Origin of the sequence: Flavobacterium microcysteis, assembly GCF_006385255.1 — a bacterium.
Taxonomy (GTDB): Bacteria; Bacteroidota; Bacteroidia; order Flavobacteriales; family Flavobacteriaceae; genus Flavobacterium; species Flavobacterium microcysteis.
Genome location: NZ_VFJE01000055.1, coordinates 287,375 through 309,086 on the forward strand (window position 1 = coordinate 287,375; position 21,712 = coordinate 309,086).

The following is a 21,712-nucleotide window of genomic DNA, read 5'->3' on the forward strand; positions in this document are numbered from 1 at the left end:
GATTTGATGTAAATAAAAAACGCTTCCTAATCAGGGAAGCGTTTCTTTATTAATAGAGTTGTAAATTTATTTAGAAGTTTTTCTCATTTTCATATTGAGGAATTCTACAGCAAGCGAGAAGGCAATCGCAAAATACAGATAGCCTTTTGGAACGGCTCCTACATGTTGTCCTGCAAGCTGCGCTCCGGAAAGGTGCATACTTTCTGTAATCAGCATAAAACCGATAAGAATTAAGAAGGCCAGACCTAAAATTTGGATAGACGGGTTGGCATTGACGAAATTTCCAACCGGCACAGCAAAAAGCATCATAACGCCTACTGAAATTACTACAGCAGTAATCATAATATATAAAGCACCTTCTAGTCCGTTAGTCATACCAACCGCTGTCAGAATAGAATCGACAGAGAAAATGAGGTCAATCAACAAGATTTGAAGAATTACGCTCGAGAATGATTTTTTAGCAACATCGCCCAGGCTTTTTTCTTCTTCGCCTTTATGGTCTACTTTTTCATGAATTTCTTTGGTACTCTTATAAATAAGGAAAAGTCCTCCAAGCAGTAAAATCAGAGCCTGTCCGGTGACATCACCGCTAAACCAGCCAAAATCAAAAGAGAATAATGGAGCTTTCATTGCGATCAGCAACGTAATTCCAAAAAGAAGCCCGATTCTCATGAACATGGCCAGGAAAAGACCTATTCGGGTAGCTCTTTTACGATCTTCGACAGGTAACTTTCCTGTTACGATGGAAATAAAAATAATATTATCAATACCTAAAATAATCTCCAGAAAAGTCAGAGTCAATAACGCTACCCATGCATCCGGATTTAAGAATACTTCCATTTTATATATGTTTATTTGATTTTGGTTACTGTTCCTTGTTGTTTGTTTGTGTTGCCTATTTTTGAGAATTCAAATGTATACGAATTTCCAGATGTGCTCAAAATTCTCATTTGAATTGCTTCTTTTTCAGCCATATTCTTTGGGTGTAATTTTTCCAGAATATATTCGCAATCGTTAACCCATCGAACTTTAGAAGTATCAGTCTTTCCTTCAAAAGTATCAATTTCCAACGTATCGTTTCTTACAAAGTGAGATGTTTTTTTTATACCATTAACTTCATACTCAAATTGAAATTCTCCGGTCTTAAAATCTTTACAGTTTAGTTCTACATTATAGCAGGAAGTCAGCAACCCTAATGAAAGCAGGGCAAGAAATAGTATTTTTTTCATATGTTCTTTATTTAAGCTTATTTAATTCGTCGTCAGTAAAATTTTTGATGGATTTTTCCTTTGCGAATTTTTCAGCGTTGTAATCTCCGGATTTATTCTTAGGAATCGAAAGGCTGTCCCATTCGGTCTTTTTCAAAAGCTTAGCATAAAAGACTATTTGCCCGATATGATACGGATAATGTGCCAATTGCCTGTTGATGGCTTCGAGAACAGTATGTCCTTCGTTTCGTATATAGATGATTTCCGTAAGCTGTTCTGGTCGTAACGGATTTATAGCATTAAAAAGACAATCCCAGGCTTCATTCCATTTTGCCATCAGTTCTTTTTTTGACTGATAGGTGTCTACAAATTCATCATCTCTTTTACGCCAATCCTTTTCTCCGTCAGAAGTAAGAAAGTCAGTCCAGCGAGAAAGCATATTGCCATGAAGATGTTTAACGATGACGGCAATGCTATTGGTGTCTTCGTTTAAGGAAATAAAAAGCTGCTCATCGCTTAGTTGCGCCATAGCCTTTTCGCCAAGAGTTTTATAATATAAAAACTGTTTTTTGACACTTTCTAGGTAATAAGAATTTGCATCCATGATTAAACGAGTTTTAAGTTGTATTTTTCTAATAATCCGCCAGCATCTTTCAGAGAGAATTTGGCTTTTTTTATTGAATTAAGTTCAGGGTCAATAGAGAAGTTGTAAGCTTTAGACAAATCAGCTTCTATTAATATTGTTCTGTTGAACAGCGCCCTGTTGAGGTTGATTTCTTCAAAAATAGCTTTTGTCAGATCGGTTTCTGAGAAATTGACTTCCTGCATGGAAGAATTTATAAATTTTATCTTTTGCATTTTTTTTCTCGCAAAAGAAGCGAAGTCTAAAGTACAGTCGCTGAATCGCACTTCAAACAGAAAATCGTCACAATAGTCAAAACCAATTCCCATCATCTTGCAAGACTCAAACTCCACATTTTTTAATCCTGTACCATTGAGTTTTATCATCGATAGGTTACAGCCCTTAAAAGAACAATCTATAAATTGGCTTTGCGAAAAATCGCTTCCATACAGATCGCAATCAATAAAAGTACAATTTTCGAATTCCCGTTTTTGGACTGATTCTTCTGTATAAATAACTTTGGAAAATGTTTTGCCTATGTGTACCGTTTCTTTCATCGCTTTTTGAATAGGCTGTTCATGATTTTTCGGATTCCTAGAAATAGCATCAGCATGGCTCCCAAACAAGCCAGAATGCCAAATCCTAGAACTATGAAGTAATACGGATGGTTTTGGTTTTTAAAAGCACTATGAATGATGACAGGCCCTAAAAACAGCAAAGGCATTGCTATAGACAGGTATAAAAGTCCTTTTTGCAGTATTTTTTTGTCGGTATTCATGCCCTATTTTTTATAGTTATCTATTGAATTCCTGACGTTTTTATACTTTTCAAGCAGTGATTCTGCCTCGCTTTCTGAAATGGATAGTTCTTCCATAATCATTCTGACAGCTCTGCCTACAAGTTTATGATTACTCAGCTGCATATCCACCATTTTATTTCCTTTGACTCTTCCCAACTGTATCATAGTAGAAGTTGAAATCATGTTCAGAACTAGTTTCTGTGCCGTTCCGGCTTTCATTCTGGAGCTTCCGGTTACAAATTCTGGCCCGACTACCACATCAATCGGGAAATCAGAAGTTTTGGATAGTGGACTTTCAGCATTACAGGATATACTTCCTGTTGTAATCCGGTTTTCAATGCATTTCTGCAAACCACCAATCACATACGGAGTAGTTCCAGAAGCAGCAATTCCAATAACGACATCCTTTTCGTTGATATCCCATTCCTGCAAGTCTTTCCAGGCTTGTTCTCTGTCGTCTTCTGCAAATTCTACAGCCTTGCGGATTGCGGTGTCACCACCAGCGATAATCCCAATTACCAGATCAAAAGGAACACCAAATGTTGGCGGACATTCCGATGCATCTACAATACCTAATCGTCCCGATGTTCCGGCGCCGATGTAAAATAAACGGCCACCGTCTTTCATTTTTTCGACGATTCTTTCAACTAGTTTTTCAATCTGTGGCAATGCTTTTTCAACGGCAAGAGGAACTGTTTTGTCTTCGTTGTTGATGTTGCGAAGCAGGTCTGCAATAGGCATTTTTTCTAAATGCTCATATTTTGAAGACTGTTCGGTAGTTTTTATGAAGCTCATTTTTTGAAAGGAATATTATTCCTCAAAAATACGAAGTTTCCTAAGTTATTCATTCATTTACTTGGATAAGAATTTTTTTATAAAAAAATATGTTTTTTGTTATATATTTTGTATTATTGTTTTATAATTACATTAAATAAGTTATTAACCAATTAAATTTAAAATTTATGCCAAAAATGAAATTATTTTTAACATTTGGATTGTGTGTACTTTCCTTTAGTTTGTTCGCTTCAAATAGCGGAAAAGAAGAATTTAAACGAAATTTTAACGAGGTTACTATGTGCTGTGTTGGTCAGGCGAGTGAAGGCATTGTGGGAACAGCTGGTTATATAAAAATTTCGGTTAAAAAATGTGCCACTTCGGCTACAAGTAATAGAGATCAGGCTTATGTTTACGCTTGTGCGAATGCAAAAATAGCAGCAGAAAAAGCTTTGGAGGTACATAAAAAGATGGATTTAACACTAAAACAACCTTAAGAGATGGGAAGAATAATTTTAACAGTGATATTGGTCTGTGGTTTTTTTCAAATCGCTTCATCAAAAAATCAACCGAATATAAAAAAGATAAATTCGCCAGTTGCTTGTTGTGAAGGAAGAGCTGAAGGAGGTGTAAGAGGAACAAGTACTCATACGGTTGTTGTTGTAAAAGCCTGTGTCACATCAGATATTTCGTATCAAGATGCACAGGCAAGGGCATGTAGTAAAGCCGGAAGACTGGCTGATTTAGCCCTTAAAATGTCTATGGATATAAAAGTACCTGTCACTATTGAAGGAGGAAATTAGAGTTATGAAATACAAACTTTTAGTCTTACTATTATTTAATATTTCACTTTGTTATAGTCAGACCCTTGCGATTGATTATAAGTTTGAGTTAGCTGATGATAAGGATGAGTATGGCTTTTCCGGATTCGGAATTGTTAGGCTGATAACAGATAGTTCAAAGAGTATTTCCTATGTGAAAGTTACAGATACCATTGTAAGTTTTAAAAATATTGGTGAAACTATACAGAAAGCTTCCGAATTTGATTTTTCAGATCCGGCTGAATATAAAGATTTGGCCTCTAATGAATATTATTCGAGAACAATTTTTCCCAAATATTTGCTTAAGGACAATACCTATATGGTTGCATGGACTATAACTGAAAACTATAAGGAAATATTAGGATACAAATGCCAACAAGCTGTTGGTCATTACAGGGGTAGGGATTATACACTTTATTTTACTACTGCTATACCCATTCAAAGTGGCCCAAAAAGATTTGATGGCTTACCGGGTTTGATTTTAGAAATTACTTCAAACGAGGGTGCTATTCATTACAAAGCTATCAAAATACAAAAGAGTAATGAGGTCATAGAAAATCCTTTTAATAAACTAAATCTGCTATATATTAATTGGGATCAATTTATCAACGCTTATAAGGATTATTTTAAAAGGATAACCAATTATGTGCCTGAACAGGATACTGCCATTATTATTCCCAAAAGGGGTGTTGAAGTTTTTATAAACGACAATAATGAATAATTTTTATTGCTTCATAATTATTTTTTGTACCAGTTTTAATTTAAAAGCGCAAACTATCAAAGGCACGGTTTTTCATGAAAATGAGCCCGTGCCTTTTGCTAGTGTCATAATTCGAAAATCGGATAATCTTAGTTCTATCTATCAATTTACTAAAACAAACAATGAAGGGTTTTATCAAATAGATTTAAAAGAACCTCTGGATTCAATTTGGATAGAAGTGAACTCTCTTGCTTTTGAATCTCAAATAAAACATTTGAGTAGCATTCAGAAAAATAAGCAAGCCATTATTTTAAACTTTAATCTTGAAAATAAACCAACAGAATTAGAAGAAGTTGTTATTGAAAAAGAAGTGCCAATCAGAATTAAAAATGATACAATCACATATAATCCTGAAAGTTTTAGAGATGGAACAGAAAGAGTTGTTGAGGATTTGCTTAAAAAATTACCTGGGATTAAAGTTGAAGAAAACGGTGAGATAAAATTTAAAGGCAAAAGCATTAAAAAATTCTTACTTGATGGAGATGACTTATTTAGTAGTCAATATACAACCGGAAGTAAAAATCTTAGTGTTGAAATGGTTGAAAAAGTTCAGGCCATTGAAAATTTTAATGAAAACCCAATGCTTAAAGGCCTTGTAAATGCTGAGGATGTAGCTATTAATATTCAGCTGAAAAAAGGAAAAACAGACCTTTCAGGTGATGCTTCCCTAAGTTATGGAATTCAGGATAGATACAATGCTTCAGTAACAGGTTTGCTTATTAACAAAAAGACAAAAGGTTTTTTAACGACTACCTACAATAATATTGGTAATAACTACAGTCCATATGATTTTAGTTCGGAAATTATTTCATTGAGCCAGACCAATGAAAAAGAAGAACAAGCTAAAACATTAATCAGTCAGGGAGGGTTTTATTCTCAACTAGAAAATAAATACCATAGGATAAATAGTAATTTTAATTCGGAACTCAATTTATTATATAAATTTTCATCGAAGATTACGGCAAAAACAAATTTAGGAATTTATGATGACAGGCTAATCAGAACCAATAAATCCTATACTGAATATAGTATTAATGATGAGCAATTTGTAATTAATGAGATTGAGGATATTATTAAAAAACCACGTTTATATAATGCGAATGTTCAATTATCGAATAAAGTAAATGATCGTTTTATATGGGAATATATTGGAAAAGCTAATTATCAGGAAATTGATTTTGACAGCAATAGCCTTAATAATGAAGTAGTGCAAAAGAATAAGGTAAAAACAACTAAATTTTTTGTCAAACAAGATTTTAACTTTACCAATAGAATAGATGAAAATAGTGCTGTGACAGGAATCGTTTTCTATAGTAATAATCGGGCGCCGCAAGAATTTACACTCACTCCCGGTTTAAATATTGAAGAGAATACTACTAATGAAGTAATTAGTAATAATCAATACAGCCGTTTTGATAAAGAAACTTTTAAGACTAAAGGAGAATACTATCGAAGTTTTAATAAAGTGAAATTGAAATTGATTGCAGGATATTTATCTATCAATAACACTCTAAACTCAAATCTGAAAGCAAATTATACTGATGGTACGGTTTATACAGATAGGCTTTATCAAAATAGTATGAACTATAAGTATCGACTTCCTAATGTTGCTTTAAGCTTGAGTTATATAAAAAAACAAAAATATGCTTTCGGAATTTTACTTAATAATCAGTATTATGATATTGCCTTGAATGATGAAATCAGAAACCTAAATAGGGAAGAGGAAAAATTTGTTTTTTCACCAATAATGAAGTTCCAGTATGTTTTAAATACCAAATCTAATTTGGTTGCTACTTATAGTTATAACGAAATAGTTCCTTCTGAAGAGAATCTTTTTGAGGGTTTTGTGCTTACAGGTTTTAGAAGTTTCAGGAATAATAGTCCTAACATTTCATTTTTAAATACACATACCTATAATCTGAATTACATATACAATGATGTTTTTAAGGTAACTCGTTTCTCTTTATCCTTTAATCATACTAATAGGAACAATAATTATTTTTCGAGAAATACGATTAATCTTGATAATACTTTTACAAATTTATTTTTATTGAAAGCAGGTAATAGAGATTACAGTTTGAATTTGGATTTTGAGCGGTATATGCATTTTATTAGGACTACTTTACAGATTAATGGCAGTTATGCCTTATCATTTGACAAAAATATTGTAAATAATTCCAATCTAAGAGATGTCGAAACCAGACTATTATTCATAAACGGTGTTTTAAGAACCAGTTTTAAATCAAAATTTTATATTGAAAACAATTTTAGTTATTCTCATAATGACTTTTTACTGGATAATAGAAGTCAAAACCAATTTAGCAGTTTTAATGATACTTTTAAAATAATTTATAAAATTGGGTCTGATTTTAAAACGAATGTTGCCACTAATTTTGTCTCACCAGATTTGTCCAAAAACAATACTTATTTGTTTTTAGATTCTGAACTCAGATATACGCCTCAAAATAAAAGATTTCAATATGCTTTGATTATGAGAAATTTGACGAATAATAAGAAATTTGAAACTGTTTCAATTTCAGACTATTCAAAAACCATAGCTTCACATAATTTATTGGAAAGATATATTCTAGGAAGCGTTTCTTTTCGGTTTTAGTTAATATGAGTCTCCAAACTACAAAGTATTAGATACATTCGTTCCTAACTTTAATCTTTTTATTTCTTAAAACATCCCTCATTTCAAGCCAATGTTTGTCACGTAGCGTTCCTGCTAAAAAGCGACTGTTATCAAAATCTTTTGTGATAATTCGTAAGGCATTCGGTTGTCTTATTTGCTGGTCGTATACTATTTCTCGAATGTCTTCAAGCAAGTAGGCTTTTTTAATCCAAAAGAAGTAATGGTTTTTTACAATAAAATACTTATTAGAAATCTGAAAATAATGAGTCATCCAGGAATTTAATAACAGCCAGAACAAACAAAAGGCAGATACAACCAGTATAGGAACAAACTCCAGGCTTTTAGGGTTTTTTGATGGTACAAAAATGACGAAGAGGATGAGTCCCCACATCATAATTCCCGTAAAAGAAAAAACGGGGTGGCCTTTAAAAGTCTTTAAGTTCTCGAATGATAGATTCTTTTTTTCTAAACGTATTTTTTTAAATTGGAATGTTTCACTTTTATTGATTACAACCTGATTGATAAAACTTTTGATTTCAGGAGAGTTAGCGTAATAAACATCATAAATACAAACGATATCCTGATTTTTGAATAAAATCTTTGTTGCTTCGTAATAAAAATGGAGGAATCCTATTCCTTTTCCTGTAATTTCAATCTCTAAACTATCACTCCAGTCGTATTGTTTTTTTCCAACCTTGATTCCTTTTTCATTTACAATAATCTTTGGTGAATTTTTTAAAAAAATATAATTGCAGACTAATGCCATTCCAATAAAAATTAATCCAAGAGCATGCGCATTTACTTCTTCGTCTATAAAAAAGAAGATGCTAAAGAATAAGAAGCCCAGGTTTAGGAGTAGTAACGTAAAATAAAACTTATAAGGATGTCTTTTGGATACGATTTCCATAAAAACTTATATAAAATAAGCAGCAACAATTCCTATCGCAATCATAGACAGCTTGGCAAGATTGAATTTATGTCCTTCGCTGCTTTCAAAAATAATGGTAGATGAAATATGGAACAGTATCCCGATTACTATTGCTGTGATTTCTGTATAATAAGCTGTTAGGAAAGGTAAGTATTCTGAAAGGACCGTTCCTAGTGGCGTCATGATAGCAAAAGCAACCATAAATAGTAAAATCGCAGTTTTATTAAGACGTGCATTTACGAAAAAAGAAGTCAGAATAATGGCAATTGGAAGGTGATGGATGGCTATACCTAATGCCAGATCATGGTGATGACTAACAGGGAAACCTTCCAACAAGGCATGGATGCAAAGGCTTATGAATAGCAGCCACGGCATTTTATGTATTTCTTCATGCCCGTGAACGTGGCCGTGTTCAGCTCCTTTAGAAAAAAATTCTAATATGATCTGGAACAGTATACCCAGCATTATAAAAATTCCAATGGCATTCGAATGCTCATGTCCGTGATCGTGGTCATGATGTGCATGAAGGCTGGCTTCATATACTTCAGGAAGCAAATGCATGACGGTTATAGAAAGCAGAAACGATCCGCTAAAAGCCATCAGCAGTTTTAGGTTGGTTTTCTTTTTCGGTTTTAAAAGTAACGCAATGGCATAGCCAATCAAAACCGACAATAGAGGCAGAATATAAGGTAAAATGTTATCCATACTTTTAACTATAGAAAATTATCAGGCAGTTTTTTGCCTAAATTATTTGAAAACCATGATTAGCCTTTCGCTGTCGTTCTTATAGAACTTCTTTAATTTATAATCTCCAAAAGTATCTAACAGGAATATGCCTGCTTCTTCCATCATTTCCTCAAAATCCTGTAATGTCAATGCCTGTACTTTTTCAACAAAATGAAACTTTTCGCCTTTGTCTTCAAAGTCTATCTCTTTGAAAATATGATTGTCTTTCACATATCGTTTGATTTTAAACTCGATACCTTCAACAGTCTTGGTTTCTTCAGGAACCAGATTGTTAATGACATGATGGACATTCATAAAGTCGATTACGGCAAAACCATATTCTGATAAGCTTTCTTTAATGGCTTGTAGCGTAGTACGATTGTCTTCGTCATTCTCAAAATAACCAAAGCTTGTAAACAGGTTAAAGATAGCATCAAATTTTTCATCAAACGGAATTCTCATGTCATGGACACTAAAATGCAATTTGTTATTTGAAAATTTAGAAGCTTCGGCAATACTGTTTTCTGACAAGTCGGCTCCGGTTACATCATAACCCAACTGGTTAAGATATATCGAATGGCGGCCTTTTCCACAAGCTAAGTCTAGTATTTTTGCGTCTTCAGGAAGATTTAGATAATTGGTAATATTATCCATAAATACTTGAGCTTCCTCATAATCCCGGTCTTTATAAAGTATGTGATAATAGGGAGTGTCGAACCAGGAGGCAAACCAAGTATTTTTTTCTTTTTGCATCGTATTGAATTAAGCTGCAAATTTAGTGTATTTTTGCATAAAATAACTATAAGTATTCCCATATTTAGGGGAGTAAAATCAGTATGGAGAATTTTAAAATGATAGCCAAGACTTTTTTCGGATTTGAAGAAATTTTGGCAAAAGAATTGCAGATTTTAGGCGCACAAAATGTAGAACAGGGCGTAAGGATGGTCAGCTTTGTAGGAGATAAAGGATTTATGTATAAGGCCAATCTTGCGTTGCGTACAGCTTTGAAAATTTTAAAGCCGATTTATCACTTCAGAGCAACCAACGAACAATCGTTATATAAAGGAATTTCGGGCATCGATTGGTCGCAGCACTTAAATGCGAACCGTACTTTTGTGATTGATACTACCGTGCATTCGGATTATTTTAAACACTCGCAATTTGTCTCTCAAAAATGTAAGGATGCTATTGTAGACCAGTTCAGGAGCAAGACTGGTGCACGACCAAGCGTTGACAAAGATTATCCGGATTTGAGAATCAACATCCATATCGATAGAGATCAGGTTTCGGTAGCTTTAGATACTTCCGGAAATTCCCTGCATCAGAGAGGTTACAGAATCGCTACCAATATAGCACCAATTAATGAAGTACTGGCGGCTGGAATGTTACTGCTTTCCGGCTGGGACGGGCAAGGGCATTTTTTAGATCCAATGTGTGGTTCAGGAACTATTTTGGCTGAAGCAGCAATGATTGCCTGCAATATTCCGGCGAACCTGAACAGAAGAGAATTTGCTTTTGAAAAATGGAATGACTGGGATAACGACCTTTTTGACCAGATTGTAGATTCCTTATTGAAAAAAGTAAGGGAATTTCATTATACGATTCAGGGTTATGATAAGGCTCCATCAGCGGTTTTAAAAGCAAAAGACAATATCAAAAACGCCAACCTGGACGAGTATGTTTCTATAGCAGAGAAAAACTTCTTCGACACTGAAAAAGCTATACAAGGACCGTTGCATATGGTTTTCAATCCACCGTATGGCGAACGTCTGGATATAGAAATGGAACGTTTCTATAAAAACATAGGAGATACTTTAAAGCAGAACTATCCTAATACCAATGCATGGTTTATCACGGCAAATATTGAAGCATTGAAATATGTAGGGCTTAGACCTTCCAGAAAAATCAAACTATTCAACGGAAGTTTGGAAGCAAGACTGGTGAAGTATGAAATGTATGAAGGCAGTAAAAAAGGCAAATATATCCAAGCGGATTGATGATGGAAAAATTTATTTCTGTACAGCCTAAAAGTGAAATAATCAGGAAGTATATTGCTTATTATTATTTCCATAGCTGTACCGATACTAAATTTGAAAAATCATTTGTTTTTTACCCGAATTATAAAAATGCACTAACGGTTTACAAGAATGCTGAAATTCTATTGTCTGAAGAAGGGACAACCGTTTCAGGTTCTAAGATGGAACAGTATAGTGTTTTATATACTACAAACCTTGATAAAAGCATTCGGGTTCAATTTAAAGGTGCGTTTGACAAGATAGGAGTTGTTTTTGCTCCGTTAGGACTCAATCATTTCGTTGAAAATCCTCTTTTTGAAGTTCATTCGGAAAGAATAGGCTATTTTGATTATTTCGGTCTTCCTTTTCAAAAATGCATCACAGCTGTTTTTGAAGAGAATAACGAATCTGAAAAAGTAAGACTTCTGGATTCTTTTTTTGAAAGTAGACTGACAGATTTTAATGTTCCTATTCTTGAAAAAGCGGTATATGAAATCCTAACATCTGGCGGACTGGCCAAAGTTTCAGAGCTTTCGGAGAAATTAATGACAAACCGGAAAACACTACTGCGATTGTTTCAAAAACACCTGTTGTGTTCTGTTGAAGAATATAAAAAGATGGTGCGATTCCGACAGGCAATTAATTTTTCACAAGAACAAAACGGATCGAATACGCTTACTGAAATTGCTCTTTTCAGCCAATATTACGATCAGGCCGACTTTATCCGCCAATTCAAATCCATTGCAAAAGAATCTCCTAAAAAAGTCATTCCTTCTATTTCAAAACTAGGAAGTGAAGACACGTATTGGAAATTGGAATAATGTCTCAATCCTACAATTAATTGCAAGGAATTAGGCTTTAATTTGTCCAACTTAAACAAAAGTTATGGTATCCAGAGTTCTATTTATTGTATGTTTTTTCTACTTCCAATTTGCATTTTCACAGGAAAGCAAGCAGGATTATCTTTCAAAAAATAAATTTGACCTGAACAAGCTATCTGAATTTCCACAGTCGGGAATAAAAATCATTGGTTTTGGTGCCTATCATGGAAGCGCAAAAACAGACGAAGCGGAACTTTTGCTGCTACAGGCTGTTTTGAAAAACAACAATGTCCGATTTTACTTTCTGGAGACGGATTATAGCATTGCTTATTATTTTAATGAATACCTGCAAAATGGTGATGAAAAACTGTTGAAAGATTTGATAATTACTTACGGAACGAGAGTGCCGCAGGAACGTTCTGTAGAAGCTTTTAAGAAATGGAAAAACCTAAAGGCTATAAATGATAAGTTACCAACGGATAAGAAAATAAAAGTTCTTGGTGCTGATCCTATTGTAACCTATAAATATACATGCAGACATTTGCTTTTATTGGCTGATGCAGAAGCAAACCAATGGAAAAAGCTATCAGAACTAAAAGGAATGGTTGAAAAGGATACTGCAAATTATTCACCCTATAAAGAAAGCTATTCTAAAAAAATGCTGAGGGAATTTGTTGCGGATTATGAATTGAATACAAAAAGCTATGAGCGATTCATCAAAGACCCAAAGCAATTTGATTATCTGATTGGGACTATAAAAGCAAGTTTTGAAGAACTTTCAAGAGAAGAAAGTATTTATACTAATTACATCGCACTTTCAAAGATGTACAACTATGATGAAGGAGTGAAGTTTTTCAGATATGGGTTTGCCCATTTGATGAAAATAAGAGAAGAAGATCATTTTGCCTCGTTTTTTACCCAATTGATTGAAAATGGAGTTTATAAAAAAGAAGAAATAGTTTCGGTTTTGGGCTATCTTACCAAATCGAGAGTGCTTTGGGATGATGTTTTTGATAAGCAGGGAAACTATAAAAAATCGACTACAAAAGGCGGTTTTGGCATTGGAGACTATAGCAAAGAGTACTTTAAAGGAATTGGCGAACTGAAAAAACAGAAGATTTCAGACCTTACACTTTTTAGATTGAACCAATCTGAAAATCCTTATCAGCAAAGCAGTTGTTCTGATTTGATAGAAGTAATAATGACGCCTAAGCCTAAAAACCAAATAGACTACAGCAAAAAAAGCACGGCGGGTTTTATTGACTATGCCATTTTGTTAAGCCATTCAAAAGCCAATACTTCTGTCTTTAAACTTTCGGAAGAATAATTTTATGGTTAGCTTTGCAGAACTGGAAATTAATCTAACGAATTTTTACAATGACTCTAAAGACAAAAGCTTTCCTTTTTCAATTATTATCTTTTGCGATTTTGTTTATCATTTTCCGTTTCCTCGTTGCGGCTTATACCAACTTGCAAGGATTCTGGATTCCTGTAACAGCTTTTATGGTTGCAACACTTCTTTCACCTCAATTTCAGTCGGTAAAAACAAATGATGGCGAAAAGCTTTTTATGAAATGGATTTTCATGAAAGGAATCAGGCAGATTAAATAGCCTATTCTTTCTTTTTGCCTTTATCCTTGTCTTCGGTCTTAGGAAGATTCTGCTTTTTATAGATAGGAATAAAGTAGCTTACGGTATAGTTGAAGCCTACACCAAAGTCACCGTCATAAGTACGGTTAAAGCCTGGAATATAAAGATTGTCAAAATCACTTGGTTTTTTGTTAGAAACCAAACGGTTCATTCGTAATGTAAAGCCCATGAAGAAATTGTCAAAAACTTGGGCCTTCACGCCGGCTACAAACTCTACCCAATGAGCCGAAAGTCCGGAGTATTTTCTTGAAACATTAATTACATCCGATTCGTCAAAATAAGGATGAGGATTGTAAATAGAATAGCTGTTCAGTTCCTGAGTAAAAGAACTAAAGCCATAACGCATTCCCAGCGTAATCATGTTTTCCATATCCAGCCAGTTTTTGTAGATATTATAGTCAAAACCGGCTTTAAAATAGGTTCCTTTTGTCGTAAAATTTAATTGAGGCTCGTCAGTCGTTTTGTTTTCATTTCCAACTTCCCCTGCAATATAGATTTTTTGCGTCAGACGGTAATCGCCTGTAATCTCAAAACCTTTATAGTCACTGTCATATATTGACCTGGCAATTTTATATAAGTCAGTACCAACACGTAGTCCGTAGCGCTCAGTCGTGGGAATAATGGTATCCTTTTTTTTGTCTTGTGCAAAAGCGGATAATGAAATCAGCACTAAAGCCAGATTAAAAATAGATTTTAATGTGTATTTCATTTTCAGTTTCTATGTTAGGTGTTTCGACAACAATATTGCTTATCCATCGACTATTGTCAACAGAGCTAGGTTCTTGTAATGGACTATCGGTCAAAGTAAAATTGGTCTTATAGCCACAAGCTCTGGAAACATAAATTTCTTTTGTGGTATAATTGAAGGTAATCTTGTCCGCATTGCGGATAGCTGGATTCGCATTGGTCGAATTCTGAGTAAGCGTATATTCTACCGTTCCTCCTGTGATTTTTAAAGGTAGTCCAATTTTATTTGCGCTGGTCAGATAACGTTTAGGATCTGTCGATGCCAACCCATCATTAAAAACAACGGCTGTCGTCATTCCTGTTGCTTCAGCTTTAAGGTCGGTAACAGGTTTTAAGATAGCTGGATTGTCTTTTTCACGGAATTCAATCATCAGTCTTGGAGTAGTAGGAGTCGTTCCGGCACAGATATCATCCTTTTCACAGCCAAAAAAGCAGAGAGCTATAAAAAGTGCCGTAATTATATTTTGAATCTTCTTCATCAATTTATCTTTTTTCCAAAAGTACAACATTTTCAACGTGATGCGTTTGCGGGAACATATCTACCGGGCGTACTTTTGCCACTTTGTAAAATTCATCCATTAAAGCAAGATCGCGAGCCTGTGTTGCTGAATTACAGCTTACATATACGACTCTTTTTGGAGCGATCTTTAAAATCTGCTCAATAACATCTTTGTGCATACCATCTCTTGGAGGATCGGTAATAATTACGTCCGGTTTCCCGTGCTGAGCAATAAAGGCCTCATTGAAAACCACTTTCATGTCACCCACAAAAAACTCACAATTGGTAATATTGTTGCGTTTTGCATTTTCTTTAGCATCAGCAATAGCTTCAGGAACGGCTTCAACACCAATTACTTTTCCTGCTTTTTTAGAGACAAATTGTGCGATGGTTCCCGTTCCCGTATATAAGTCATATACCAATTCATTGCCTGTCAGGCCGGCAAAATCACGGGTAATTTTATATAATTCATAAGCCTGGTCAGAATTGGTCTGGTAGAACGATTTGGCATTAATGCTAAATTTAAGGCCTTCCATTTCTTCCAGTATATAATCCCTTCCATGAAATAAAATTACATCCTGATCATAAATCGTATCGTTAGGTTTGCTATTGATCACATACTGTAACGATTTGATATTTGGGAATTTTTCCAAAAGGAAGTTTAGCAATGCTTCTCTTTGTTCTTTGTTTTCTTCAAAAAACTGAATCAATACCATGATTTCGCCCGTTGAAGCAGTACGAATCATCAAGGTACGCAAAAGACCTTCGTGGCTTCTTGGATTAAAAAATGCCAGACCATGCTCGTTGGCATAATCTCGTATTGAATTACGGATAGCGTTAGAAGGATCTTCCTGAAGATGACATTCAGTAATGTCTAAAATCTTATCCCACATTTTTGGAATATGGAAACCAAGGGCATTTCTGTTACCCAAATCTTCATCACTTTCAATCTCTTTTTCAGTTAGCCATCGGGCGTTTGAAAACGAAAATTCCATTTTATTTCTGTAAAAGAACTGTTTTTCAGAACCCAGGATAGGTTCAAAATCAGGTAATTCGATTTTACCAATTCGTTTTAGATGGTTGAAAACTTCGTTGTTTTTGTAAAATAGCTGTTTTTCATAAGCCATATTCTGCCATTTGCAGCCTCCACAAGCACCAAAATGCTGGCAAACCGGCTCAACTCTGTCTGTAGAAAATTCATGAAAAGCAATGGCTTTTCCTTCATAATAGGCTTTTCTCTTTTTAAAAGTCTGTATGTCAACTACATCTCCAGGTACGACATTCGGAATAAAAATTACTTTTCCGTCCGGTGCCTTAGCTACTGAAACTCCTTTGGCACCTGCATCCAGCACCTTAATATTTTCAAAAACGATCTTGTCTGTCTTCTTTCTTCCCATACGGCAAAAATAAGTGATTGTTCTGTTTTTTGAATTGAAATTAAGAAAATTTTTCGGGTTTGATTTTCGGAGCATTATAGGGTAATTTTTAGCCTGTATTAAATTGTTTAGGATGCTGTTTTTTATAAATTTGGAAAGAAATTTTAAAAAAGAAAATCATGAAATCGTATGTAGCCCTGCTTAGAGGAATCAATGTAAGTGGTCAAAAGTTGATTAAAATGGAAACTTTAAGAAAAGTAGTGGAAGATTTTGGTTTTCAAAATGTTAAAACTTATATACAAAGCGGAAATATTCTTTTTGATACTTCAGGAAACTCAACTCCTGAACTATTAGAAGAGCAAATCCATGAGCTGATTAAAACACATTTCGGTTTTGATGTTTCGGTTGTGGTAACAGATAAGGAAATGCTACAGTGGGTTTCGAAAAGTAATCCCTATTTAAAAGAAAAAGATATTGATTTGAAAAAATTATATATTACTTTTTTGGGTACGGAACCTGCAAAAGAAAATATAGAAGCGTTGCATAATGCAAGCTTTGAGCCTGATGAGATTATCATAAACAAAAGGGTAATCTTTATGAAATACAATAATCCGGCGGGCAATTCAAAACTTAACAATAAGCTAATCGAAAACAAGCTAAAAGTAACGGCGACTGCACGAAACTGGAATACGACATTGAAGCTATTGGCGCTTTTTGAAGAAAGAGAAGCTTCCTGAAGTTCTTTTGTTAAAGTTTATAAAATTTGATTTCTTTCCATTTTTGATTGTTGTAATTTTAGGATAAACAAATCTACAACAGCCATGAAAAGAAATGCTACAGCAGTTTGGGAAGGTTCGCTCAAAGAAGGAAACGGAAAGATTTCTACCCAGAGCACAGTTTTGAGTAATGCTCAATATTCGTTTAAGACTCGTTTCGAACATGGAAACGGAACAAATCCCGAAGAGCTGATTGCAGCAGCGCATGCCGGCTGCTTTACGATGCAGTTGACAGCCTATTTGAATGAAGCAGGTTTTAGAGTAGCTTCTATCGAAACCAAATGTGATATTGATTTTCAGGACGGAAGTGTAGTTGAATCGCATTTATCGGTTATTGGAAGAGTGGATGCGATTTCAACCGACAAATTTCAGGAGCTGGTGAAAAAAGCAGAAACAACCTGTCCTATTTCCAGATTGCTAAATACAAAAATCACTTCGAATGCCACATTAGTGCTACCATAGTGTTTACATTTTTAAAGAAATATGAATCCCATTTTTGCATCTGAAAAGTCAGTTGGAGAAATGGGATTTGCATTTGCTTTAGTCCGCTACAACGATTGAAAATTCATTTGAATTCATTAATTTTGCAGTGCTATATGGATGATTTCTCTCCACAAGAAGGAATTGATTTTTGAAGAATTAAAATACTTTCACAATGTCAGTTTTAGAAAAAAACAATGCCTCTGAAGCTATTTCCTTAGAAGACAAATTCGGTGCGCACAATTATCATCCGCTTCCTGTAGTTTTAAGCAGAGGAGAAGGCGTATACGTTTGGGATACGGAAGGAAAAAAATACTACGATTTTCTTTCGGCTTATTCTGCCGTAAATCAAGGACACTGCCATCCTAAGATTATCAATGCTTTGGTTAACCAGGCACAAACCTTAACGCTTACTTCTAGAGCTTTTTATAATGATAAGTTAGGAAAATACGAAGAGTTCGTAACCCGATATTTTGGTTTTGACAAAGTGTTGCCAATGAATACCGGTGCGGAAGCAGTTGAGACAGCTATCAAAATCTGCAGAAAATGGGCGTACGAGAAAAACGGAATTCCGGAAAATGAGGCTCAGATTATCGTTTGCGATGGAAATTTCCACGGAAGAACAACAACGATTATTTCTTTCTCTAATGATGAGAATGCCCGTAAAAATTTCGGCCCTTATACAGCCGGATTCATCAATATCAATTATGATGATCTAGAAGCTTTGGAAAAAGCTTTGACAACTCAAAAAAACATCGCTGGTTTCTTGGTAGAGCCTATACAAGGAGAAGCAGGAGTATATGTGCCGTCTGAAGGTTATTTGGCAAAAGCCAAAGCACTTTGCGAAAAACACAATGTTCTGTTTATTGCAGATGAAGTCCAGACCGGAATTGCCAGAACTGGAAAATTACTGGCCGTACACCATGAAAACGTGCAACCGGACATTCTGATACTTGGAAAAGCATTGTCTGGAGGTGCTTATCCGGTTTCGGCGGTATTGGCAAATGATGAAATTATGAATGTCATAAAGCCGGGACAACACGGTTCTACTTTTGGAGGAAATCCTATTGCGGCGGCTGTTGCTATTGCGGCTTTGGAAGTTATAACAGAAGAGAAACTTGCTGAAAATGCGGATTATCTTGGGAATATTTTCCGTGAAAAATTAGATGAATACATCAAGACCAGCACTATCGCAAGCTTGGTTAGAGGAAAAGGATTGTTGAATGCAGTTGTGATTAATGATACGGAAGAAAGCGATACGGCATGGAATATCTGTCTGGCATTACGTGATAACGGACTTCTGGCAAAACCTACACACGGCAATATTATCCGTTTTGCGCCACCTTTGGTTATGAATGAAGAGCAATTGCTGGATTGTGTATCTATTATAATCAAGACTCTGAAAGAGTTCGAAAGATAAAATTAAAAAAGCCGCTTTATAGCGGCTTTTTTTTATGGTGTGCAATGATTAGCTTCCAAACATCTCTCTGATTTTAGCTTCCATTAACTGTTGGTCTTGCATTCCTTCAAGTCCAAACGTAGCAATCAACCAAATGAAATAGATTATAGTCAATACGTTAAGAACAATCCCGATTATAGCCAAAATTTTACCTGTGTTTAGGTTAGAATAGTTAGAATATAATTCAGGGTTTTCAAGATACAGCTTCTTGTCTTTTCCTGCCAATACAAGTGCTACAATGGCAAGGATTAATCCAATTACACCATAACAACAACATGTTAGGATGGATAGGATTCCTAGAATAAGAACGGCTAATGCATTAGGTAATTTTTGTTTTTCCATAGGTAAAAAGATTTAATTGTTTAGTTGGTGATTTTGTAAATGTAAGAAATTACCATTATCATAGCATTGATTATTGCCAAAGAAATTATTGCTTTGTGGTAATTTCGTGTTCTGTCGATGAAATTCAGTCCTATTACTATAAAAAACAGGATGGTAGTATAGATAGCAGGAAACATATGGAATGCATCTACAAACTCTCCCCTAAAAATTAATGCGATAGCTCTCTGTGTACCACAACCGGGACAGTCTATTCCAAAAATTTTTTTATTCAGACAGGGAATCATGTATTCTTCCATAGCTATAATTTTACTGTTACAATTTTACGAAAAAAGCATAAAGTTTCAGGTGTGTCGGGAAATTATTTTTAAAGTTTCTTACTTTTGGCAGATAGCAATTTGAATCAGGATGAAAAAAATATACATACCCTTGATGGCGCTCGCAGGTATTGGCGCATTATATGAACAGAGTAAGGATAAGCCAAATATCTATATTATGATTTTTGCTATAGTCATTTTTATGTATGGAATGATGAGGCTGATGGCAAAAGTGCCAAGTAAAAATGAAAATAATTCTGAAGAAGATGTTAGTTAAAGGAGATAGGGTAACGGTAATTGATGAGGCAGTCAATGGTATTGTTTTGTCTGTCAAAAATGATGAAATTACAATAGAAACTGATGATGGATTTCAGTTGACATATTTTGTCAATGAATTAATTAAAATTCAGAAAACCAGTGAATTAAATTTTGGAATCGGAAGTCATAATTTAAGTCAGGTTTTAAAAGAAAAAGAAATTCCAAAACCAAGGAGTTTTGTGAAAGAAAAGAAGACAAGAGACGAAAGAGGCGTTCCGGAATTTGATTTACATATCGAAAAATTGGTTCCAAACAAAAGAGGAATGTCTAATTATGATATACTCACACTTCAAACGGAAACAGCAAAAAGACATATCGAATTTGCCATCAAAAACAGGATTCCAAAAATTGTTTTTATCCATGGAGTTGGTGAAGGTGTGTTGAAAGCCGAGCTTGATTTTTTACTCGGGCGTTATGACGAAATAATTTTTCAAGATGCCGATTATCAAAAATACGGCTTGGGAGCTACAGAAATTTATATCAAGCAAAACCCTAACAGATAAAAAAAGCCCGATTCTAGAATCGGGCTTTTTTTATGCTATAATTTTGACGTATTAATTTGTAGTTATATAATCGCCAAAAGTTTGAATATCTTGTACGAACGTATTATTTGTTGTTCCTATTTTTTTGTATTTCACGCTTCTTAATGTAATCGTATGAACAAAATTTGTTCCATCCACAGCAGTATCAATTCTGATTACTCCTGTAGAATTTACTCCATTTAAAAGTCCATCTTCAGCCTGCCATTCTTCATATAGCTGAGGCAACCCTGTTTCGGTACAAAGAGCATTAGCAGTCACATCACCTCCATATAGTCTATAGGTAATCTGATTGATATCGTTTACCACATAATCTTCAGAACCGGCTCCTAGTTGAAAAAGAGAAGGAGGCAAGTCCAGAATAATAACCTCATTAAGATTCTGTCTGTTTGCATCATTTCCAACATTAGAGTCGAATATTTTAAACAGTTTGTTGTTTGCGCATTTTTGGATTGCTGCAGTACTAAAAGCAAAACGAATGTTCGTCTCGGTCTGATACCTGCCAAAAGGATATTCTGTATAAGTTACGGTTCCATTAGTTGCATTTGACAAGGTAATGCCCTTGAAGACAATGATATGGTCGTATTTTGCTTCTTCCCTTTTTGTTGTATTATCTACCGGAGTAGTCCTGATTTCGATGCTACCGCTGGATTGATCGGCTGTACTCCATTCGTCAACTACTGTTGGAGATACAGGTGGGATAATAGAACAAAAATAGGCATTGGTAACAGGCCCGTTAAAAACGCGGTAGATAATTTTATTGTCAGCAGAAATTGGCAGTGAGCTTATTCCTTCTACGTTTTTGAAAGGAAAAACGTTTGTTGGGAACTTGATCAATAAGGCTTCATTATTGTTCAGTTTAAAGACAGAGTTCAAAACATCTGCATTGTTCGTGCAACTTGCTGCAATAGCAGTGCTAAAATCGAACGAATCAAAAGTCATGTCACCATCATCACAGGCACTCAGCAAAAACAGACAAGACAGTATTCCTAGGTATTTTTTCATTTCAATAGAATTTAAAGCAAAAATAGTTTTTTTTATTATTTAGAGAAGCAGCATTAATTTTTATTTAAGTATCGTGCAGATTCAAAACAGAATATGTT

The 21,712-nt window shown here is 34.7% G+C and carries 28 protein-coding genes; 13 read left to right on the forward strand and 15 right to left on the reverse strand.

Annotated elements, in window-relative coordinates:
• Positions 1–66: 66 nt before the first annotated feature.
• The 6 genes from FJA49_RS12585 to murQ are packed head-to-tail and all read right to left on the reverse strand — an operon-like array spanning position 67 to position 3,424.
• The gene (locus FJA49_RS12585; RefSeq protein ID WP_140001273.1) at positions 67–840 is read right to left on the reverse strand and encodes a TerC family protein; all 774 of its coding nucleotides are present in this window, start codon (positions 838–840) and stop codon (positions 67–69) included.
• A gap of 11 nt (positions 841–851) precedes the next feature.
• Positions 852–1,229, reverse strand: a complete 378-nt coding sequence (locus FJA49_RS12590) for a DNA topoisomerase IV (protein ID WP_140001274.1) — start codon at positions 1,227–1,229, stop codon at positions 852–854.
• 7 nt (positions 1,230–1,236) lie between these two features.
• Positions 1,237–1,812 carry a DUF1572 domain-containing protein gene (locus FJA49_RS12595; protein WP_140001275.1) on the reverse strand — a complete coding sequence of 192 codons (576 nt, stop codon included), beginning with the start codon at positions 1,810–1,812 and terminating at the stop codon, positions 1,237–1,239.
• A gap of 2 nt (positions 1,813–1,814) precedes the next feature.
• A complete protein-coding gene (locus tag FJA49_RS12600) occupies positions 1,815–2,387 on the reverse strand; it encodes a pentapeptide repeat-containing protein (protein WP_140001276.1) in 573 nt (190 codons plus the stop codon).
• Positions 2,384–2,608, reverse strand: coding sequence for a DUF6095 family protein (locus FJA49_RS12605; protein WP_140001277.1), 225 nt, complete (start codon positions 2,606–2,608; stop codon positions 2,384–2,386). The genes FJA49_RS12600 and FJA49_RS12605 overlap by 4 nt, the downstream gene beginning before the upstream one ends.
• Before the next feature lie 3 nt (positions 2,609–2,611).
• On the reverse strand, positions 2,612–3,424 hold the full coding sequence (gene murQ, locus FJA49_RS12610; RefSeq protein ID WP_140001278.1) for an N-acetylmuramic acid 6-phosphate etherase: 813 nt from the start codon (positions 3,422–3,424) through the stop codon (positions 2,612–2,614).
• Between the two features lie 167 nt (positions 3,425–3,591).
• Here murQ and FJA49_RS12615 point away from each other — a divergent pair, with 167 nt between their 5' ends.
• Genes FJA49_RS12615 through FJA49_RS12630 form a run of 4 tightly spaced genes read left to right on the forward strand, consistent with a single transcriptional unit; the run spans position 3,592 to position 7,598 of the window.
• Positions 3,592–3,900, forward strand: a complete 309-nt coding sequence (locus tag FJA49_RS12615) for a hypothetical protein (protein WP_140001279.1) — start codon at positions 3,592–3,594, stop codon at positions 3,898–3,900.
• Between the two features lie 3 nt (positions 3,901–3,903).
• On the forward strand, positions 3,904–4,206 hold the full coding sequence (locus FJA49_RS12620; protein WP_140001280.1) for a hypothetical protein: 303 nt from the start codon (positions 3,904–3,906) through the stop codon (positions 4,204–4,206).
• Positions 4,207–4,210: 4 nt separating this feature from the next.
• Complete coding sequence (locus FJA49_RS12625; RefSeq protein WP_140001281.1) at positions 4,211–4,945, forward strand: GLPGLI family protein; 735 nt, start codon at positions 4,211–4,213, stop codon at positions 4,943–4,945.
• A complete protein-coding gene (locus FJA49_RS12630; protein WP_140001282.1) occupies positions 4,938–7,598 on the forward strand; it encodes a carboxypeptidase-like regulatory domain-containing protein in 2,661 nt (886 codons plus the stop codon). Before FJA49_RS12625 ends, FJA49_RS12630 begins: the two co-directional genes overlap by 8 nt.
• Positions 7,599–7,626: 28 nt before the next feature.
• Here the strand turns inward: FJA49_RS12630 and FJA49_RS12635 are convergent, their stop codons facing one another.
• From FJA49_RS12635 to FJA49_RS12645, 3 genes are read right to left on the reverse strand one after another with little or no spacing between them, the layout of a single operon-like run.
• Complete coding sequence (locus FJA49_RS12635; protein ID WP_140001283.1) at positions 7,627–8,526, reverse strand: hypothetical protein; 900 nt, start codon at positions 8,524–8,526, stop codon at positions 7,627–7,629.
• Between the two features lie 6 nt (positions 8,527–8,532).
• Positions 8,533–9,252, reverse strand: coding sequence for a ZIP family metal transporter (locus tag FJA49_RS12640; protein ID WP_140001284.1), 720 nt, complete (start codon positions 9,250–9,252; stop codon positions 8,533–8,535).
• 42 nt (positions 9,253–9,294) lie between these two features.
• Positions 9,295–10,026, reverse strand: a complete 732-nt coding sequence (locus tag FJA49_RS12645) for an SAM-dependent methyltransferase (RefSeq protein WP_140001285.1) — start codon at positions 10,024–10,026, stop codon at positions 9,295–9,297.
• Positions 10,027–10,109: 83 nt separating this feature from the next.
• Between FJA49_RS12645 and FJA49_RS12650 the strand changes: the two genes are divergently transcribed.
• The 4 genes from FJA49_RS12650 to FJA49_RS12665 all read left to right on the forward strand — a co-directional run bounded on the left by FJA49_RS12650 (position 10,110) and on the right by FJA49_RS12665 (position 13,720).
• Complete coding sequence (locus tag FJA49_RS12650; RefSeq protein ID WP_140001286.1) at positions 10,110–11,270, forward strand: THUMP domain-containing class I SAM-dependent RNA methyltransferase; 1,161 nt, start codon at positions 10,110–10,112, stop codon at positions 11,268–11,270.
• A 2-nt stretch (positions 11,271–11,272) separates the two neighbouring features.
• Entirely contained in the window at positions 11,273–12,109 is an 837-nt protein-coding gene (locus FJA49_RS12655) for a helix-turn-helix domain-containing protein (protein ID WP_158629488.1), read from the forward strand.
• Positions 12,110–12,173: 64 nt separating this feature from the next.
• Entirely contained in the window at positions 12,174–13,436 is a 1,263-nt protein-coding gene (locus FJA49_RS12660; RefSeq protein ID WP_140001288.1) for a TraB/GumN family protein, read from the forward strand.
• A gap of 50 nt (positions 13,437–13,486) precedes the next feature.
• Positions 13,487–13,720, forward strand: a complete 234-nt coding sequence (locus tag FJA49_RS12665) for a hypothetical protein (RefSeq protein WP_140001289.1) — start codon at positions 13,487–13,489, stop codon at positions 13,718–13,720.
• 1 nt (position 13,721) lies between these two features.
• Here the strand turns inward: FJA49_RS12665 and FJA49_RS12670 are convergent, their stop codons facing one another.
• The 3 genes from FJA49_RS12670 to rlmD are packed head-to-tail and all read right to left on the reverse strand — an operon-like array spanning position 13,722 to position 16,402.
• Positions 13,722–14,468 carry a DUF6048 family protein gene (locus tag FJA49_RS12670; protein WP_140001290.1) on the reverse strand — a complete coding sequence of 249 codons (747 nt, stop codon included), beginning with the start codon at positions 14,466–14,468 and terminating at the stop codon, positions 13,722–13,724.
• Complete coding sequence (locus FJA49_RS12675) at positions 14,440–14,985, reverse strand: DUF6452 family protein (protein ID WP_140001291.1); 546 nt, start codon at positions 14,983–14,985, stop codon at positions 14,440–14,442. The genes FJA49_RS12670 and FJA49_RS12675 overlap by 29 nt, the downstream gene beginning before the upstream one ends.
• Positions 14,986–14,989: 4 nt before the next feature.
• Positions 14,990–16,402 (reverse strand): 23S rRNA (uracil(1939)-C(5))-methyltransferase RlmD, encoded by a 1,413-nt coding sequence (gene rlmD / locus FJA49_RS12680; RefSeq protein WP_140001508.1) that lies wholly within the window; start codon positions 16,400–16,402, stop codon positions 14,990–14,992.
• 158 nt (positions 16,403–16,560) lie between these two features.
• Between rlmD and FJA49_RS12685 the strand changes: the two genes are divergently transcribed.
• The 3 genes from FJA49_RS12685 to rocD all read left to right on the forward strand — a co-directional run bounded on the left by FJA49_RS12685 (position 16,561) and on the right by rocD (position 19,057).
• The gene (locus FJA49_RS12685) at positions 16,561–17,118 is read left to right on the forward strand and encodes a DUF1697 domain-containing protein (RefSeq protein ID WP_140001292.1); all 558 of its coding nucleotides are present in this window, start codon (positions 16,561–16,563) and stop codon (positions 17,116–17,118) included.
• 84 nt (positions 17,119–17,202) lie between these two features.
• On the forward strand, positions 17,203–17,619 hold the full coding sequence (locus FJA49_RS12690; RefSeq protein ID WP_140001293.1) for an OsmC family protein: 417 nt from the start codon (positions 17,203–17,205) through the stop codon (positions 17,617–17,619).
• A gap of 193 nt (positions 17,620–17,812) precedes the next feature.
• Entirely contained in the window at positions 17,813–19,057 is a 1,245-nt protein-coding gene (gene rocD / locus FJA49_RS12695) for an ornithine--oxo-acid transaminase (RefSeq protein WP_140001294.1), read from the forward strand.
• 48 nt (positions 19,058–19,105) lie between these two features.
• On the opposite strand, the gene FJA49_RS12700 is transcribed toward rocD, so the two are convergent.
• Positions 19,106–19,438: a CCC motif membrane protein gene (locus FJA49_RS12700; RefSeq protein WP_140001295.1), complete on the reverse strand. Its 333-nt coding sequence runs from the start codon at positions 19,436–19,438 to the stop codon at positions 19,106–19,108.
• A 20-nt stretch (positions 19,439–19,458) separates the two neighbouring features.
• Complete coding sequence (locus tag FJA49_RS12705; protein WP_394344084.1) at positions 19,459–19,734, reverse strand: DUF2752 domain-containing protein; 276 nt, start codon at positions 19,732–19,734, stop codon at positions 19,459–19,461.
• Positions 19,735–19,843: 109 nt separating this feature from the next.
• On the opposite strand from FJA49_RS12705, the gene FJA49_RS12710 reads away from it, so the two are divergent.
• Together FJA49_RS12710 and FJA49_RS12715 are read left to right on the forward strand one after the other, a co-directional pair.
• Complete coding sequence (locus FJA49_RS12710) at positions 19,844–20,029, forward strand: hypothetical protein (protein WP_140001297.1); 186 nt, start codon at positions 19,844–19,846, stop codon at positions 20,027–20,029.
• Entirely contained in the window at positions 20,019–20,573 is a 555-nt protein-coding gene (locus FJA49_RS12715; RefSeq protein WP_140001509.1) for a Smr/MutS family protein, read from the forward strand. The genes FJA49_RS12710 and FJA49_RS12715 overlap by 11 nt, the downstream gene beginning before the upstream one ends.
• 51 nt (positions 20,574–20,624) lie before the next feature.
• Here FJA49_RS12715 and FJA49_RS12720 read toward each other — a convergent pair whose 3' ends face one another.
• Complete coding sequence (locus FJA49_RS12720; RefSeq protein ID WP_140001298.1) at positions 20,625–21,614, reverse strand: hypothetical protein; 990 nt, start codon at positions 21,612–21,614, stop codon at positions 20,625–20,627.
• Positions 21,615–21,712: the final 98 nt, after the last annotated feature.